The organism is Pseudomonas extremorientalis (assembly GCF_001870465.1).
GTDB classification, from domain to species: Bacteria; Pseudomonadota; Gammaproteobacteria; order Pseudomonadales; family Pseudomonadaceae; genus Aquipseudomonas; species Aquipseudomonas extremorientalis.
In genome coordinates, this window is the sequence record NZ_MDGK01000055.1 from 294,948 (window position 1) to 311,089 (window position 16,142).

14 protein-coding genes are annotated in these 16,142 nt (G+C 63.3%); 10 read left to right on the forward strand and 4 right to left on the reverse strand.

The window, feature by feature from the left end:
- Nucleotides 1-28: 28 nt before the first annotated feature.
- Together BFN10_RS22305 and BFN10_RS22310 are read right to left on the reverse strand one after the other, a co-directional pair.
- Nucleotides 29-1,249 (reverse strand): MFS transporter, encoded by a 1,221-nt coding sequence (locus tag BFN10_RS22305; RefSeq protein WP_083351571.1) that lies wholly within the window; start codon nucleotides 1,247-1,249, stop codon nucleotides 29-31.
- Nucleotides 1,246-1,920 (reverse strand): RraA family protein, encoded by a 675-nt coding sequence (locus BFN10_RS22310; RefSeq protein WP_071491471.1) that lies wholly within the window; start codon nucleotides 1,918-1,920, stop codon nucleotides 1,246-1,248. The genes BFN10_RS22305 and BFN10_RS22310 overlap by 4 nt, the downstream gene beginning before the upstream one ends.
- Nucleotides 1,921-2,195: 275 nt before the next feature.
- On the opposite strand from BFN10_RS22310, the gene BFN10_RS22315 reads away from it, so the two are divergent.
- From BFN10_RS22315 to BFN10_RS22335, 5 genes are all read left to right on the forward strand, one after another.
- The gene (locus BFN10_RS22315; RefSeq protein WP_071491472.1) at nucleotides 2,196-3,164 is read left to right on the forward strand and encodes a hydroxyacid dehydrogenase; all 969 of its coding nucleotides are present in this window, start codon (nucleotides 2,196-2,198) and stop codon (nucleotides 3,162-3,164) included.
- A gap of 65 nt (nucleotides 3,165-3,229) precedes the next feature.
- The gene (locus BFN10_RS22320; RefSeq protein WP_071491473.1) at nucleotides 3,230-4,558 is read left to right on the forward strand and encodes an MFS transporter; all 1,329 of its coding nucleotides are present in this window, start codon (nucleotides 3,230-3,232) and stop codon (nucleotides 4,556-4,558) included.
- Nucleotides 4,559-4,674: 116 nt separating this feature from the next.
- The gene (locus tag BFN10_RS22325; protein WP_071491474.1) at nucleotides 4,675-5,415 is read left to right on the forward strand and encodes an IclR family transcriptional regulator; all 741 of its coding nucleotides are present in this window, start codon (nucleotides 4,675-4,677) and stop codon (nucleotides 5,413-5,415) included.
- 166 nt (nucleotides 5,416-5,581) lie between these two features.
- Nucleotides 5,582-7,990 (forward strand): glucose/quinate/shikimate family membrane-bound PQQ-dependent dehydrogenase, encoded by a 2,409-nt coding sequence (locus tag BFN10_RS22330; protein WP_071491475.1) that lies wholly within the window; start codon nucleotides 5,582-5,584, stop codon nucleotides 7,988-7,990.
- A gap of 57 nt (nucleotides 7,991-8,047) precedes the next feature.
- Complete coding sequence (locus BFN10_RS22335) at nucleotides 8,048-9,313, forward strand: carbohydrate porin (protein WP_071491476.1); 1,266 nt, start codon at nucleotides 8,048-8,050, stop codon at nucleotides 9,311-9,313.
- A gap of 6 nt (nucleotides 9,314-9,319) precedes the next feature.
- On the opposite strand, the gene rpiB is transcribed toward BFN10_RS22335, so the two are convergent.
- Complete coding sequence (gene rpiB / locus BFN10_RS22340; RefSeq protein WP_071491477.1) at nucleotides 9,320-9,802, reverse strand: ribose 5-phosphate isomerase B; 483 nt, start codon at nucleotides 9,800-9,802, stop codon at nucleotides 9,320-9,322.
- A gap of 256 nt (nucleotides 9,803-10,058) precedes the next feature.
- Here rpiB and BFN10_RS22345 point away from each other — a divergent pair, with 256 nt between their 5' ends.
- From BFN10_RS22345 to dhaL, 5 genes are read left to right on the forward strand one after another with little or no spacing between them, the layout of a single operon-like run.
- Nucleotides 10,059-11,546: a sugar ABC transporter ATP-binding protein gene (locus BFN10_RS22345; protein ID WP_071491478.1), complete on the forward strand. Its 1,488-nt coding sequence runs from the start codon at nucleotides 10,059-10,061 to the stop codon at nucleotides 11,544-11,546.
- Nucleotides 11,543-12,520, forward strand: a complete 978-nt coding sequence (locus BFN10_RS22350) for an ABC transporter permease (protein WP_071491479.1) — start codon at nucleotides 11,543-11,545, stop codon at nucleotides 12,518-12,520. The genes BFN10_RS22345 and BFN10_RS22350 overlap by 4 nt, the downstream gene beginning before the upstream one ends.
- A gap of 14 nt (nucleotides 12,521-12,534) precedes the next feature.
- Nucleotides 12,535-13,293 carry an SDR family oxidoreductase gene (locus BFN10_RS22355; RefSeq protein ID WP_071491480.1) on the forward strand — a complete coding sequence of 253 codons (759 nt, stop codon included), beginning with the start codon at nucleotides 12,535-12,537 and terminating at the stop codon, nucleotides 13,291-13,293.
- A 36-nt stretch (nucleotides 13,294-13,329) separates the two neighbouring features.
- On the forward strand, nucleotides 13,330-14,331 hold the full coding sequence (locus tag BFN10_RS22360; RefSeq protein WP_071491481.1) for a dihydroxyacetone kinase subunit DhaK: 1,002 nt from the start codon (nucleotides 13,330-13,332) through the stop codon (nucleotides 14,329-14,331).
- A 3-nt stretch (nucleotides 14,332-14,334) separates the two neighbouring features.
- Nucleotides 14,335-14,982, forward strand: coding sequence for a dihydroxyacetone kinase subunit DhaL (gene dhaL, locus BFN10_RS22365; RefSeq protein ID WP_071491482.1), 648 nt, complete (start codon nucleotides 14,335-14,337; stop codon nucleotides 14,980-14,982).
- Nucleotides 14,983-15,103: 121 nt separating this feature from the next.
- Here dhaL and BFN10_RS22370 read toward each other — a convergent pair whose 3' ends face one another.
- A complete protein-coding gene (locus tag BFN10_RS22370; protein ID WP_071491483.1) occupies nucleotides 15,104-16,081 on the reverse strand; it encodes a sugar-binding transcriptional regulator in 978 nt (325 codons plus the stop codon).
- Nucleotides 16,082-16,142: the final 61 nt, after the last annotated feature.

Sequence of the window (16,142 nt, forward strand, 5' to 3'; positions counted from 1 at the left end):
TCAAGCCGTGGGCCGTGTGGGGGTGTTCTCACCCGCGCGCGCGGCTGATCCGCCAACTCGCCAACTGATAAAGCCCCAGTAAACCGCCCGCCAGCAGCAGTGTCCATTGCACACTCAGCGCCGCCGCCAACAAGCCTGCAAGTAACCCGCCGATGGCTTCAAAGCCGAAGCGCATGGCGATATAGAACGCGATCACCCTGCCCCGCAACGCTTCGGGCGCGGCGCTTTGTAGAGTCATGTTGCTGCTGACATTGCTCGCCGTGATGCCAAAGCCCAACCCCGCCAGCGCAACCAGCGTGAGCCACAGCGGTGGGTCGGCCGCCACCGCGCATAACGAAACCGCACAGACCACCGCGCCCATGGCGATGATGCGGCCCAATCGCGAGGTGCTGCCAGCGAAAGCGAGAAAGATCGTGGCCACAAAAGCCCCCGCGCCCGCAGCGCCCCATAGCCAGCCCAGAGTCTGCGCGTCGCCGCTGAACGTGTGCTTGGCCAGAATCGGCAGCAGCACCGTGTAGCAGGAGGCGAGCAGATTCACCATCACCACACTGATCAGCAAGCGCCGGATGGACAGTGTGCCCCACAGGTAGCGCAGGCCTTCGCGGAAAATCTCCCCGGTCGACCCCTTTGCCCGCACGGGCGCACGACTCTGCACCTTGCCCAGCCCGATCAGCAACATACCGAAGGCGATAGCGGTGAGAAGGAAGCAACCGGCCTCACCGCTCCAGTTGATCAGCAAACCGGCCAGCGGTGGGCCGATAAAGCGCGCGGCGTTGATCAGCATTGCATTGAGCACGAGGGCATTGGGCAGGTCGTTGGGGTCATCGACGAAGCTGGCGATCAAGGCCTGGCGCAGAGGCGTTTCCAGGGCGTTGAGCAAACCCAGCAGAAGCGCCATGGCGATGATCACCTCACGGCCCATCCACTGCTGCCAGGTCAGCACGGCCAGGGCCAGCGATTGCAGGGCCAGGGCGGCCTGCACCGCCATCAACAGGCGACGCTTGTCGTGGCGGTCGGACCAGGCGCCCGCCAGCGGCCCGACCAACAGCTGCGGCAACAGCGTCAAAAACGCAATGGCCCCCAGCAGTACGGCCGAGCCCGTCAGGTGGTAGGCCAGCCATGACAGCGCGACCTGTTGCACCCACTTGCCCAGGGTCGAGAGACCCTGACCGACAAAGTAGATCTGGAAATTGCGATGGCGCAGCGCGCGGATGGGCGTGGGCCATCGGGAGGTAGACGCAGGATTCAAATAAACTCACAGCCCTTTTGTTTCAGGGATTCAAGGACCCAGGAGCGGTCGTTTTCGCCCAGTGCAATCTGTTCCAACTGCTTCTGTTCGGCGGCATGTTTGGCACTGGCGCGATCATACACCTCACCGACCTGCTCAAACGGCACGCAGAGCAATCCATCTTCATCACCGATCACCAGATCGCCGGGTTCGATCACCATACCGGCCAGGGCAATCGGCACATTCACCTCGCCAGGTCCGTCCTTGTAAGGGCCGCGATGGGTGATACCGGCGGCGAACACCGGGAAATCCCCGGTGCCGATGCTGGCTGCGTCGCGAATCGCGCCGTTGATCACAATACCCGCCACACCTTTCTTGATCGCGTACGCCACCATCATCTCGCCAATCAGCGCATTACTCAGGTCACCGCCGGCATCCACCACGATCACGTCGCCGGGCTCGGCGATGTCCAGCGCGTGATGCAGCATCAGGTTATCCCCCGGCCGCGCCTTTACGGTGAGCGCCGGCCCGACCAATACGCCCGTGCGATGCATCGGTTGCAGGCTTGCGCCGCCGGCGGTAAGGCGGTGCATGGAGTCGCTGATATTGGCGACAGGCACGCTCCGGTAACGCTCGACCCACTCAACGGCGACCTTGCGTTGCTGCTTGAGCACTCTGAATCCGATGGACATGGGGTATTCCTCTGATGATTTTTGTTTATTTTGAAACACCATTTCGAAATTAACACCACAAATTCAAATCAACAAGACTCAAGCCCAATCCAGGCATCAAATGACCAGCGGTACAACTCCTGAAAAACCAGCACAAAACCCTATCTGGCAAGGTTGGGTACTGTATTTGGCCGACTTTGAAGCGACGATAAAAAAATTATTTATTGCAACGCCGTTTCATTATGATAATTTCCAGTCACTACCGCACACCGACAAAAACACCAAGGTGCACAGAAATGACCCGAACCCTCCTGCTGACCGGCCCGGAATTGACCGCCGACGCCATGACCCACGCCGCCTCCCACGGCGTGCGCGTCATCCCTACCACCCCCTACGCACCGGCCGATGAACTCATCGCGATCATTGCCCGCGAACAACCGGACGCAATCATCGTGCGCCAGGGCCAACTGACCCGGGAGATGATCAACGCATCGGCCGCACTGAAGATCATCGCCAAGCACGGCGTCGGCTACGACAGCATCGACATCGCCGCCGCCGCCGAACGCCAGATCCCGGTAACTATCGCCCTGGGCGCCAACGCGCAATCGGTGGCCGAACACGCCTTGGCATTGATGTTCAGCGTGGCGCGCCAGACCGCCCTGCTCGACGCACGGATGCGTGACGGGCATTGGGACAAAGCCACTTCAGTGGGCATCGAACTGTCCGGCAAGACCCTGGGCCTGGTGGGCCTGGGAAGCATCGGACGAATCCTGATGGAACTGGTGGCGCCGCTGCGCATGACCATCAAGGTGTTCGACCCGTACTTGCCGGAACTGCCGAATGTGGAGCGCGTCGACGACATTGATGACCTGCTGACAAGCTGCGATATCATCAGCCTGCATTGCCCACTGACCGAACATAACCGCAACCTGTTTGGCGCGGCGCAGTTCAAGCGCATGCGCCCCGGCAGCCTCCTGATCAATACGGCGCGCGGTGAACTGATCGACACCGAAGCCTTGGTCCACGCCCTGAGCACCGGGCAGATTGCCGGCGCCGGACTCGACACGTTCAACCCCGAACCCCCTCCCGCCGATTCGGCGCTATGGGGCCTGCCTACCCTGGTAGCCACACCGCATGTGGGGGCCAATACCGCCGAAGCGCGGGACCGAGTGGGCCTGCTGGCCCTGCAACAAATCATCGATTTCTGGGACGGCATCGCGCCGCCGCCGCGTGCTGTGGTCAACCGCCACCTCTACGCACACTGACATCTCCCGCCGGTTACATGCGGGCTCATCACGCATCTCCAAAAAAAACAATACGGGAGAGAGTCATGCCTATCAGTTCTACCGACATCAGCGCCATCGAGCGCTCAACCATGCGCAAGGTGGCGTGGCGACTGCTGCCGTTCCTGATCCTTTGCTACCTGCTGGCGATCATCGACCGCGGCAACATCGGCATGGCCTCGCTGCAAATGAACCAGGACCTGGGGCTGACCCCGGCGATCTTCGGCTTTGCCAGCAGCCTGTTCTTTGTCTCGTACTTCCTGATGGAAGTGCCGAGCAACCTGGCCTTGCAGCGCTTCGGCGCACGGGTGTGGATTGCGCGGATCATGGTTACCTGGGGCCTGATTTCCGCCGGCACAGCGTTTGTTACCGGCGCCAACTCGCTGTATGTGATGCGCTTCCTGCTGGGCGCGGCCGAGGCAGGATTCTTCCCGGGCGTGCTGCTGTACCTCACTTACTGGCTGCCAGCGGCATACCGTGGGCGCATGGTCGCGATTTTCATGGTGGCGATTCCCGGCGCCAACTTCATCGGCTCACCACTGTCCGGCTTGTTGTTGAGCCTGGACGGCTGGTTCGGCATGCGTGGCTGGCACTGGCTGTTCATCATCGAAGGCATTCCCGCTGTACTGCTGGGCATCGCCTGCCTGTTCGTGCTGACTGATCGCCCGGAACAAGCCAAATGGCTGAACCACGAGCAGCGCCACTGGCTCACTGGCCGCCTCGACGAAGAGCGCAACCGCAAGACCGCCATCGGGCATATCTCCCTGTGGAAACTGCTGCGCCACAAGCACATCTGGGTGCTGGCACTGATCTATTCCGGCGCATCGGCGGCCGGCAGCACAATGAGTGTATGGGCGCCGCAACTGCTCAAGACGTTTGGCCTGGACAACCTGGAAATCGGCATGGTCAACGCCATCCCCTACGGGCTCGCGTCCATTCTGATGATTGTGTGGGGCCGCAGCTCCGACAAGACCGGTGAACGCCGCTGGCATACCGCACTCACCCTGTTGCTGATCACCGGCGGGTTGCTGCTGGCGCTGGTGACCTCTTCGCTGGTCGCCACGGTGTTCATGCTGTCAATGGTGCTGATCGGTGCGTACTCCATGAAAGGACCGTTCTGGGCGCTGGTCTCGACCTGGCTTTCATCCTCCACCGCAGCCGCTGGCTTGGCCGCCGTAGGCGCGATGGCCAACCTGATAGGCGGCGGCATCATGGTCAACGTGTATGGAACCATTCATCACGCTACAGGCAGCTACGCCCTTGCATTGCTGCCGCTGGCGGCGCTGTGTGCCGCTGGTGCGATCATGGTGTTGCTGATGGGGCGCAAGCAGATGAGCGAAACGGCGCAACTCAATAAACCTGCCAACGCGACCTGAAAAAGCGGGAGGGGCAGCACGATGATTCGACTGCCCTTCTCCCCACCGCTTTGACCGCGCCGACCAATGGCAGTATTTTGCAGCCTACCCGCCCACCCCCTCACAAGGAGCAACCCATGGTAAAAACCCGCCCACGCCCCGCAGTCACTGGGGTGGCCTCGGCTGATCGGGTGCTCACCGTGCTGACTGCCTTCCGCATGGGGGATACCGCCCTGGAACTGGCCGAACTCGCCGCACGCACCGGACTGATCAAAAGCACCATCATGCGTTTGATGGTTTCGCTTGAGAATCACGGCCTGATCACCCGCCTGGCCGATGGTCGCTATCAGCTGGCCACCGAAATCATGCGCTTGAACACAGTGTACCAGGACGGCCTCGATCTTGAACGCCACATCACTCCGCTGCTGCACCGCCTGACTCAGGAAACCGGCGAAACCGCTTCCTTCTACGTACGCCACGGCGCTTATCGGATGTGCCTGTACCGCGTGAACTCCCCTCACCATCTGCGCCTGCACCTGCAACCCGGGGACACTCGCCCCATGGACGGCGCCGCCGGAGCCGAGGCGTTGCGTACACCCTATGCGCTGGCCGCGAAAATGATCAAACCGATTTTCTCCCATGGCGCCACCGACCCCCATGCCTCGTCCATGGCCCTGCCCATCTTCGGTCCAGGGGAAAACCTGATCGGCGCACTGGTACTGTCCGGCCCCGCCAGCCGCCTGACCGCCGAACAGGCGCAGACGCTGCACCCGCTGTTCCAGCAAGCGGCGGTCGAACTGACCCGCAGCCTGGGCGGCGACGCACTTGCCAGCACCGAGGCCCCGCAAAAAAAGCTGCGCGGCAAGAAATCCGACTAAAACGCCGGCCTGCCAGGTGCGAGCCGCATCGCACCTCAAGCGACATTCGACCACATGCCATCATCGCAGCACCTGTAATAGTCTATTGCAGGACTCTAATGTACTAACCAGTTACTTATCTTGCTAAAATCGCGTCTTTGCCCTCTCACATTCGAGTCCTGTCGACATGAAACGAGCATCGCGCGCCACTGGCGTCTCTAGAATCCTACTGCTGGGCCTGGGCGTTATCATCGCCCTGCTCGGCCTCGCGCTGGCCATCGGCGGCGGCAAACTGGTGAGCCTGGGAGGCTCCTGGTACTTCTTGATCGGCGGTGCGGCCATGGCCGTGTCCGGCTTGCTGATTGCCCGACGCAAGCCGGCGGGCGCGTGGCTGTTCGCGGCCTTCCTGGTCGGCACGGCTCTCTGGGCGGTGGCGGATGTGGGGCTGGTGTTCTGGCCGTTGTTCTCCCGCCTGTTCATGTTTACGGTGATCGGCCTGGTGGTAGCGCTGGTGTACCCGCTGCTGGTCAACCGGCCTGCACGTGGCGCCTATGGCGTGGCGGCGGTATTGGCGGTGGGCGTGGCCGTGGCGGCGGGCAACATGTTTGTCGCCCACCCGAGCGTGGCACCCACCGGCACTGGCCCAGGCATCACGCCGGTGGCCGCAGCCGACGCACAGAAAGACTGGGCGCACTACGGCAACACCGAAGGCGGCAGCCGCTTCGCCGCGCTGGACCAAATCAATCGCGACAATATCAATAAGCTCAAAGTGGCCTGGACCTACCACACCGGTGACGTCGCTCTCAGCGACGGCAACGGTGCCGAAGACCAGCTCACCCCGCTGCAGATCGGCAACAAAGTGTTCATCTGCACGCCGCACAACAACCTGATCGCCCTCGACGCCGACACCGGCAAAGAGCTGTGGAAGAACGAGATCAACGCCAAATCGGCGGTGTGGCAGCGTTGCCGTGGCATGGCCTACTTCGACGCCACTGCGCCGATTACCCAGCCGACCCAACCGAACAGCTCACCGATCATCGCCGCCAGCGTGCCCGCCGGTGCGCAGTGCCAGCGCCGCTTGCTGACCAACACCATCGATGCACGCCTGATCGCCGTGGACGCCGACACCGGCCAGTTCTGCGAAGACTTCGGCACCCACGGCCAGGTGGATTTGAAAGCCGGCCTGGGCAACGTGCCGGACAGCTACTACCAACTGTCCTCGGCACCGCTGATCGCCGGCACTACCGTGGTGGTCGGCGGCCGCGTGGCCGACAACGTGCAGACCGACATGCCCGGCGGCGTGATCCGTGGCTTCGACGTAATCACCGGCCAGATGCGCTGGGCGTTCGACCCGGGCAACCCGGAAGACAAAAAAGCCCCGGCCGACGGTAGCACCTACGTGCGCAGCACGCCGAACAGCTGGGCGCCAATGTCCTATGACCCGCTGATGAACACCGTATTCTTGCCGATGGGCAGCTCGTCCACCGACATCTACGGTGTGGAACGCACCCAGCTCAACCACAAATACGGCGCGTCGGTACTGGCACTGGACGCCTCCACCGGCGCGGAAAAATGGGTGTACCAGACCGTCCACAATGACCTGTGGGACTTCGACCTGCCGATGCAGCCGAGCCTGATCGACTTCACCCCGCCGGGCAGCGACAAGGCTGTGCCTGCGCTGGTGATCGGCACCAAGGCCGGGCAGATCTACGTGCTCGACCGTGCCACCGGCAAGCCGCTGACCGAGGTGAAGGAAGTGCCGGTCAAGGCCGCAAACATCCCTGACGAACCCTACTCGCCCACCCAGCCAAAATCGGTCGGCATGCCACAGATCGGCGCGCAGACCCTGACCGAATCGGACATGTGGGGCGCCACACCGTTTGACCAGTTGCTGTGCCGCATCGACTTCAAGGGCATGCGCTACGACGGCCTGTACACCGCGCCGGGCACCGATAAATCCCTGAGTTTCCCGGGCTCGCTGGGTGGCATGAACTGGGGCAGCATCTCCACCGACCCGGTGCACGGTTTTATCTTCGTCAACGACATGCGCCTGGGCCTGTGGATCCAGATGATACCCTCGCAGAACAAGGCCCAGGCCGCGTCGGGTGGCGAAGCGCTGAATACCGGCATGGGCGCCGTGCCACTCAAGGGCACGCCGTATGCGGTGAACAAAAACCGCTTCCTGTCGGTGGCCGGTATTCCGTGCCAGGCGCCGCCGTTCGGCACCCTGACTGCGATCAACATGAAGACCCAGAAAGTCGCCTGGCAAGTACCGGTCGGCACCGTCGAGGACACCGGCCCCCTGGGCATCCGCATGCACCTGCCGATCAAGATCGGCCTGCCGACCCTCGGCGGCACCCTGTCGACCCAGGGCGGCCTGATCTTTATCGCCGGCACCCAGGACTTCTACCTGCGCGCCTTCAACAGCGGCAATGGCGAGGAAATCTGGAAGGCCCGCCTGCCCGTCGGCAGCCAGGGCGGCCCGATGACCTACGTATCGCCGAAAACCGGCAAACAGTACATCGTCATCACCGCCGGTGGCGCACGCCAGTCCACTGACCGTGGCGACTACGTGATCGCCTACGCCCTGCCTTAACCCCCCTGTTCGCGCGGCGCCTCCCCGGCGCCGCGCCTTGTGCCTGGAAAAACCCGCATGACCCCCACTTCTCATATTGCCCTTGGGCGCCTGTTGCTGGGCCTCGCCCTGGGTGCCGCCCTGCCCGTACAAGCCGATGACACCACCCTGACCGGCGACTGGGGCGGCCTGCGCCGTGAACTCGACGCACAGGGCATCCGCTTCACCGGCGACTACAGCGGCGAGACCGCCTACAACGCCCACGGCGGCCAGCACCGCTCGGCGCGCTACTCGCAGAACCTCAAGCTCGGCGTGCAGTTCGACCTGGGCAAGCTCTACGGCTTGAACAATGGCGACCGCATCCAGCTCACGATCAATGACCGGCGCGGCAACAGTGCGTCCGAGGACCTGGTGGGCAACCGCCTGCCGATCCAGGAAAACTATGGCGGTCTCTACACCCGCCTCACCGAGTTGAGCTACGAACGCACGCTGTTCACCCCGGCGCTGAACGTCAAGCTCGGCTACATGGCCATGGGCAATGACCTCGGCGGCCTCGACAGCGGGATCTTGTGCAACTTCATGAACGCCGGGTTCTGCGGGCACCCGCTGAACATGTCCGGCGGCAGCGGCTGGACCAACTACCCGAATGCACGACTGGGTGCGCGGGTGAAATATGACTTCTCGCCGGCCTGGCAATTGCGCGTTGCCGCCTTCAACGTCGACCCGCAAAGCAACGGCAACTCCAGCCGCGCCTGGCGCCTGGACCCCAAGCACACCACTGGCACCGTGGTGCCCATCGAATTGATCTACAAACACGCCGGCAGCCTGCCGGGCGAATACAAGCTGGGCTATTACTACGACAGCTCCGACGTGAAACGCATCGGCAGCACCAGGGAGGTCAGCGGCCGCGGTGGTCACTACCTGCTGATCGACCAGGCAGTGTGGGCCTCGGACTCATCCGCCGGCCGTGTGCTGCACGCCTTCGGCCAGTATTCCGCCGCCAGCGAAGCGGCCTCGCCGTTCAGCAAGTGGTACGGCGCAGGCGTGGTGCTGTACAAGCCGTTCGAAGGCCGGCCGCGTGACACCCTGGCCCTGGGTTATGGTCGCGCCGTGCCGAACCCGCGCAGCCGCGAGGTACAGGAACTGGCCGCCTTCAAAGCCGGGACCGACTATCCCGACCTGAACAATGCCGAACAACTGATCGAACTCAGCTACGGCTACCAGGCCACCCCCTGGCTGACCCTGCGCCCGGATGTGCAATACATCATCGAGCCGGGTGCGTTTTCCGGTGACAACATCGATAACGCCCTGGTGCTGGGCCTGCAGGTCAAGGCGGTGTTCTGAGGCGACTCAGTCGTCTGATGGCAACGCCCTGTTCGCCCGTTCGAGCGCAGTGATGCGCTCGACTTTCCTCCCGGAGCGCTCTGCTTCGAACTCCGATTCCAGGAACACTTTGACGATGCTCTTGGCCAGCTCGGGCCCGATCACCCGCGCACCGATGGACAGGATCTGCGCATCGTTGCTCTTGCGTGCGCGCTCGGCCGAATAGGTATCGTGGGCCTGGGCGGCCCGCACACCCTTGATCTTGTTGGCGGAAATCGCCATGCCGATGCCGGTGCCGCAGATCAACACACCCAGGCGCTGCTCACCCGCGCCCACCGCCGTGGCTACGGCTGCTGCGATGTCCGGGTACAGCACCGGGCTGGACGAATGGCAGCCAAAGTCCTCGACCTCATACCCCAGGCTTTCGATAAAACGCTTGAGCATTTCCTTGAGCTCAAAGCCTGCCTCGTCGCATCCGATGGCCACCGAAAACATCGTTTGTGCACCCATTACTGCCTCTCTATCAGACCGATCAAATGATCACTAACTGAAATTATGCACAATCATTAGCGGACGATCAGCCCACCGCTGTCAAGGCTTATTTCAAGGCGAAGTGCCGCTAAAACGATAAAAGCATGTGCGAACACTGCGCCAAACCATTGACAAAGCCGGCCCGAGCAGTTTAAACATATGATCACTATCCGATCATATGATCAGGCTGTTGGCTAAGCCTACCTAATAAGAAAATCAGCAAGAGGACACACCGATGGCCCCGCCATTACTGCTTCACGCTGAACAAGTTTCCAAGGCCTACGCCGGGGTCCCTGCCCTGCGCGACGGGCGCCTCTCCCTGCGGGCCGGCAGCGTGCACGCACTGTGCGGCGGCAATGGCGCCGGCAAATCCACCTTCCTCAGCATCTTGATGGGCATCACCCAGCGTGACGCCGGCAGCATCCTGCTCAACGGCCAGCCGGTGCAGTTCGACCGCCCCAGCGCAGCCCTCGCCGCCGGGGTGGCGATGATCACCCAGGAGCTGGAACCCATCCCCTACATGACCGTCGCCGAAAATATCTGGCTGGGCCGCGAGCCACGCCGCGCCGGCTGTATCGTCGACAGCAAGGAACTGAACCGACGCACCCGCGAACTGCTGCAAAGCCTGGAGTTCGACGTGGACGCCACCAGCCCCATGCATCGCCTGAGCGTGGCGCAGATCCAACTGGTGGAGATCGCCAAGGCGTTCAGCCATGACTGCCAGGTGATGATCATGGACGAACCCACCTCGGCCATCGGCGAACACGAAGCGCAAACCCTGTTCAAGGCGATCCGCCGCCTGACCGCCCGTGGCGCCGGGATCATCTATGTGTCGCACCGCCTGAGTGAACTGGCGCAGATTGCCGATGACTACAGCATCTTCCGCGACGGCGCCTTTGTGGAAAGCGGGCGCATGGCCGATATCGACCGCGCCCACCTGGTGCGCGGCATCGTCGGCCAGGAGTTGCAGCGCATCGACCATAAAGTCGGCCGCGAATGCGCCGCCGCCACGTGCCTGGATGTCAATGGCCTGAGCCGTGACGGCGAGTTCCAGGACATCAGCCTGCAACTGCGCCAGGGTGAAATCCTCGGCATCTATGGGCTGATGGGTTCGGGCCGCAGCGAATTCCTCAACTGCCTGTATGGCCTGACCCTGCCGGACGCCGGCAGCGCCACCCTGCAAGGCCAGCCCCTGCCCACCGGCACCCCGGCGGCGACCATCCGCGCCGGCATGTCCCTGGTCACCGAAGACCGCAAGGACAGCGGCCTGGTGCTCAGCGCCAGCATCCTCGCCAACATCGCGCTGTCGGCCTACAAGCAATTGTCGAGCTGGTCGGTGATCAATGCGCGCAAGGAACAGGCCCTGGCGCAGAGCATGGTCAAGCGCCTGCAGATCAAGATCTCCTCCCTGGACCTGCCGGTGGAATCCATGAGCGGCGGCAACCAGCAGAAAGTGGTGCTCGCCAAATGCCTGTCGACCCAGCCGATCTGCCTGCTGTGCGACGAACCCACGCGCGGCATCGACGAAGGCGCCAAGCAGGAGATCTATCACCTGCTCGACGAATTCGTGCGCGCCGGCGGTGCTGCCATCGTGGTCTCGTCCGAGGCGCCGGAACTGCTGCACCTGAGTGACCGCATCGCAGTGTTCAAGGGCGGCCGCCTGGTGACCGTCAGCAGCGACACCGCCCTTTCCCAGGAAGCCTTGTTGAGTCTTGCCTCATGAACAGTAAAGTCCTCGCCGCACCCGTCACTGCCGCGCCGCGCAACCGCCTGCGCTTGTCCCTCGACCGCTTCGGCCTGCCGCTGGTGTTTATCCTGCTGTGCCTGGTGATGGCGTTTTCCAGCGAATACTTCATGACCTGGCGCAACTGGATGGACATCCTGCGCCAGACCTCCATTAACGGCATCCTGGCCGTGGGCATGACCTACGTGATCCTCACCAAGGGCATCGACCTGTCGGTGGGCTCGATCCTGGCCTTCGCCGGCTTGTGCAGCGCGCTGGTCGCCACCCAGGGTTATGGCCTGCTGGCGGCGGTGAGTGCGGGGATGTTTGCCGGGGCCATGCTCGGCATGGTCAACGGTTTCATGGTAGCCAACCTGAGCATCCCGCCCTTTGTCGCCACCCTCGGCATGCTCAGCGTGGCGCGGGGCATGACCTTTATTCTCAACGACGGCAGCCCGGTCACCGACCTGCCGGACAGCTTCCTCGCCATGGGCATCGGCAAGCTAGGCCCTATTGGCGTGCCGATCATTATCTTTGCGGTGGTCGCGCTGATCTTCTGGATGGTGCTGCGCTACACCACCTACGGGCGCTACGTGTACGCCGTGGGCGGCAACGAAAAAAGCGCGCGCACCTCCGGCATCGGCGTGCGCAAGGTCACGTTCTCGGTGTATGTGATTTCCGGCCTGCTGGCGGGGTTGGCCGGGGTGGTGCTGGCGGCGCGCACCACCTCGGCCCTGCCCCAGGCGGGCGTGTCTTATGAGCTGGATGCGATTGCGGCGGTGGTGATCGGCGGCACCAGCCTGTCGGGTGGCACCGGCAGCATTGTCGGCACGTTGTTTGGCGCGCTGCTGATCGGTGTGATCAACAACGGTTTGAACCTGCTCGGGGTGTCGTCGTATTACCAACAAGTGGCCAAGGGATTGATCATCGTGCTTGCGGTGTTGATTGATGTCTGGCGCAAGAAAAAACGCTAAGTGGAGTGTGTGCAATGTCCAATTTCTGGAACCAGGCGTTCGACCTCACCGGCCGTTGCGCCGTGATCACCGGGGGCGCCGCCGGTATCGGCCTGGCCTGTGCCCAGTTGCTGGTGGAGCGCGGCGCCCGGGTGGCGTTGCTGGACCGTGACCCCGCGGTGGTCGAAGTGGCTGCCAGCCTCGGCGCGGGTCATGTGGGGCTGGTGGCTGACCTGCGCCAGCTCGATTCGCTGCAGGCCGCCGTCGACCAGGCCGCTGCCGGGCTCGGGCGCATCGATTACCTGGTCAACAGCGCGGGGGTCGCGCTGCTCGACAAAGCCCTGGACGTGAATGAAAACGCCTGGGACACCACCCTGGACATCAACCTCAAGGCCAGTTTCTTCGTGGCGCAGGCCTGTGCCCGCTACATGATCGAACAAGGCGGCGGGCGTATCGTCAACCTTGCCTCCCAGGCCGCCGTCATCGGCCTGGACCGTCATGTGGCCTACTGCGCGAGCAAGGCCGCCGTGGTCGGCATGACCAAGGTGCTGGCGATGGAATGGGCGCCCCACGGCATCAACGTCAACGCCGTGTCTCCGACCATCGTCGAGACCGCCCTGGGCAAGAAAGCCTGGGCGGGCGAACTGGGCGAACGGGCCAAATTGCAGATCCCGGTGGGGCGCTTCGCCCAGCCGGAAGAAATCGCCGGCCTCGTGCTCTACCTGGTCAGCGACGCGGCCAGGATGATCACCGGGGAAAACGTAGTGATCGACGGTGGCTACAGCATTCAGTAAGCCGATTCCAGACGAATAAGAACAAGGAAACACCCTATGAATCGAGTCATCAATGATGCGGACCTGGTGGTCGAGGACATGCTCGCGGGCATCCTCCTGGCGCACCCGGAACTGGTGCAGTACGAGAGCAACCCACGGGTCATCCGCAAACGCACGTCCTCACCGGCCGGCCAGGTAGGTATTGTCACCGGCGGCGGTTCGGGGCACGAGCCGGCGTTTCTCGGCTATGTCGGCCCAGGGCTGGTGGATGCGGTGGCGGTGGGCGAGATTTTCTCTTCGCCCACCGCCAAGAGCTTCTTCGACGCGTTCCGTGCCGCCGACCAGGGCGCGGGCGTGGCGTGCCTGTATGGCAACTATGCCGGCGACAACATGAACGTGAAGCTGGCGATGAAAATGGCCGCCAGCAAAGCCATGAACATCCGCACCGTGGTGGCCAACGACGACGTGGCCTCCGCCCCGCCCGCCGAAATCGCCAAGCGGCGTGGCGTGGCCGGCGAGATCTTCATGTGGAAGATCGGCGGTGCCGCCGCCGCCCAGGGCTACGACCTTGACGGCGTGATCCGCGTGGCGCAGAAGGCCGTGGACCATTGCCGCTCCATCGGCGTGGGGCTCACGCCCTGCACCATTCCGGCGGTAGGCAAACCCAACTTCCAGATTGCCGACGGCCTGATGGAACTGGGCATCGGCCACCATGGCGAACCCGGTATCGAAGTGGTGCCAGTGGAGTCCGCCGCCGCCATGGCCGAGCGCATGCTTGCGCCGATCCTGGCCGACCGCGACTTCACCCAGGACCAGAGCGTGGTGGTGCTGGTCTCGGGCCTGGGCGCCACGCCGGTGATGGAGCTGTATATTTTCTACGCCGAGGTCGAGCGCCAACTGCGCGCCAAGGGCCTGCGCACACACCGCTGTTACGTGGGCAACTACTTCACGTCCCTGGAAATGATGGGCGTGACCCTGACCCTGCTTGGCCTCGACGCCGAGCTGAGCCGTTTGATCGACCAACCTTGCCGCTCCATCGGCATGACCCAGTCGGAGTGAAGCATGAGCGAACATTTCCCGAGCAACACCGGCAGCGCCATCGTCACCAACCTGGTGTCGATCATCGTCGCCAACCGCGAATACCTCAGTGAAGTGGACGGCGCCATCGGCGACGGCGACCACGGCATCAACATGGCCAAGGGATTCTCGCGCTGCGGCAAGACCCTGGAGGGCCGCGAACTGTCCCTGGCCGAGGCGCTGGACGAACTGACCCTGGCGTTGATGGAAGGCATCGGCGGCTCCATGGGCCCGCTGTATGGCAGCCTGTTTATCGGCATGGCCGACGAAGTGCGCGGCCGCGATAGCATCGATGGGGCGACCTTCGCCAGGCTGCTGCGTGGCGGCCTGACCTCACTGCAAGACATCAGCGACGCCGGCGTGGGTGACAAGTGCCTGATGGATACGTTGATTCCAGCGGTCGAGGCGTTCGAACAGGCCCAGGCCAGCGGCGCGACGTTCCGCGAAGCGTTGCACCGGATGAAAAGCGCCGCGTCCCAGGGCCGTGATTCCACCCGCGACCTGGTGGCCAAGATCGGCCGTGCCAGCCGCCTGGGGGAGCGCTCCCTGGGAGTACTGGATGCGGGCGCAGTGTCGTGCTGCCTGATCCTGACCAACCTTGCCGAATCGGTTGAGGCGCGGTTGGTGGCCTAGGTGTGGGAGCGGGTTTGCCCTACACAGCCTCTTTGGTGGACGGGGCTTTCTGTGGCGAGCGGGCTCGCCACAACAAGCCCGCTCACCACAACAAGCGGGCTCACCACATACAAGATGTCACCTAGCGGCGCGTTGCATCATCCAGGGCAAGGATCGTGTAGGCATTCGACACGGTCGTCGCCAGGGTGTTGATCACCCCGGAGCGCAACGCACCGAGGGTGGCCGCCGCCTTGGTGTTTTCGCTGGCAATCGCTACCACGTCGGGAATGCGCACCAGCTCCTGTACCGACAGGCCGATCACCCGGCCCTGCATGGCGTTGACCGCTGGCTGGCCGTGGATGTCGATGAAGTCGTAGCCCATCATGTCACCGACCGTACCGGACACCCGGGCCTGGGCGATTTCCTGGGGCGAGAACCAGCCCATGCGCACCATGTTGCTGTTCTCGCTCATGTCGCCGATGCCGATCAAGGCGATATCGGCGCGGCGCGCACGGTCGAGGGTGGAGCGCACGGTGTCGTTGTTGATCAGCACGCTGCGCAGTTCCGGGTTGGCCACCAGGGCCGGGGCGTACAGGGTTTCGCTCTCGGCGCCGAAACGCAGGGCCAGGCGCCGGCAGATATGGTCGGGGTTCATGTATTCGCCGGCCTTGAGCGAGCCGCCGATGGCACAAACGAAGGTGCAGTTGCGCGTCACCGGCAGGAACACGTTCTCGGCCACGGCGCCCACGTTGCGGCCCATGCCGACGGCGACGATCATGCCGTCGCTGAGGGTCTTGTTCAGGTAGTTGGCCACCAGGCTGGCCACGGCCGAGCGCTGGGTGTCGGGGTCGCCGTGGTCAACCGCGATCAAGGCGCGGTCCAACTGGAAACGCTCGACCAGCGCCTGCTCCAACTCCGTGTTCAGGGCCGGATGCTGCAACACCCGCACCTCCACCACCCCTTCATCACGGGCGCGCTTGAGCAAGCGGCTGACCTTGACCCGCGACAGGTCGAAGCGCTTGGCAATGGCTTCCTGGGTGATGTTGTCGAGGTAATAAAGCATGGCCACTTCGGTCATCAGGTCGATGTCGCTGGCGGCACGCTGGGCACTGTCGGTCATGGGAGCTTCCATTTACGCCACAAAAAACCATTCTCCCTAGTCTGTACGGTGCAAGTCCAGC

Excerpts from the sequence above, each read along its gene's own strand:
- BFN10_RS22310 (WP_071491471.1), bottom strand. The coding sequence starts at position 1,920 with ATGTCCATCGGATTCAGAGTGCTCAAGCAGCAACGCAAGGTCGCCGTT.
- BFN10_RS22315 (WP_071491472.1), top strand. The coding sequence starts at position 2,196 with ATGACCCGAACCCTCCTGCTGACCGGCCCGGAATTGACCGCCGACGCC.
- BFN10_RS22320 (WP_071491473.1), top strand. The coding sequence starts at position 3,230 with ATGCCTATCAGTTCTACCGACATCAGCGCCATCGAGCGCTCAACCATG.
- BFN10_RS22325 (WP_071491474.1), top strand. The coding sequence starts at position 4,675 with ATGGTAAAAACCCGCCCACGCCCCGCAGTCACTGGGGTGGCCTCGGCT.
- BFN10_RS22330 (WP_071491475.1), top strand. The coding sequence starts at position 5,582 with ATGAAACGAGCATCGCGCGCCACTGGCGTCTCTAGAATCCTACTGCTG.
- BFN10_RS22335 (WP_071491476.1), top strand. The coding sequence starts at position 8,048 with ATGACCCCCACTTCTCATATTGCCCTTGGGCGCCTGTTGCTGGGCCTC.
- rpiB (WP_071491477.1), bottom strand. The coding sequence starts at position 9,802 with ATGGGTGCACAAACGATGTTTTCGGTGGCCATCGGATGCGACGAGGCA.
- BFN10_RS22345 (WP_071491478.1), top strand. The coding sequence starts at position 10,059 with ATGGCCCCGCCATTACTGCTTCACGCTGAACAAGTTTCCAAGGCCTAC.
- BFN10_RS22350 (WP_071491479.1), top strand. The coding sequence starts at position 11,543 with ATGAACAGTAAAGTCCTCGCCGCACCCGTCACTGCCGCGCCGCGCAAC.
- BFN10_RS22355 (WP_071491480.1), top strand. The coding sequence starts at position 12,535 with ATGTCCAATTTCTGGAACCAGGCGTTCGACCTCACCGGCCGTTGCGCC.
- BFN10_RS22360 (WP_071491481.1), top strand. The coding sequence starts at position 13,330 with ATGAATCGAGTCATCAATGATGCGGACCTGGTGGTCGAGGACATGCTC.
- dhaL (WP_071491482.1), top strand. The coding sequence starts at position 14,335 with ATGAGCGAACATTTCCCGAGCAACACCGGCAGCGCCATCGTCACCAAC.
- BFN10_RS22370 (WP_071491483.1), bottom strand. The coding sequence starts at position 16,081 with ATGACCGACAGTGCCCAGCGTGCCGCCAGCGACATCGACCTGATGACC.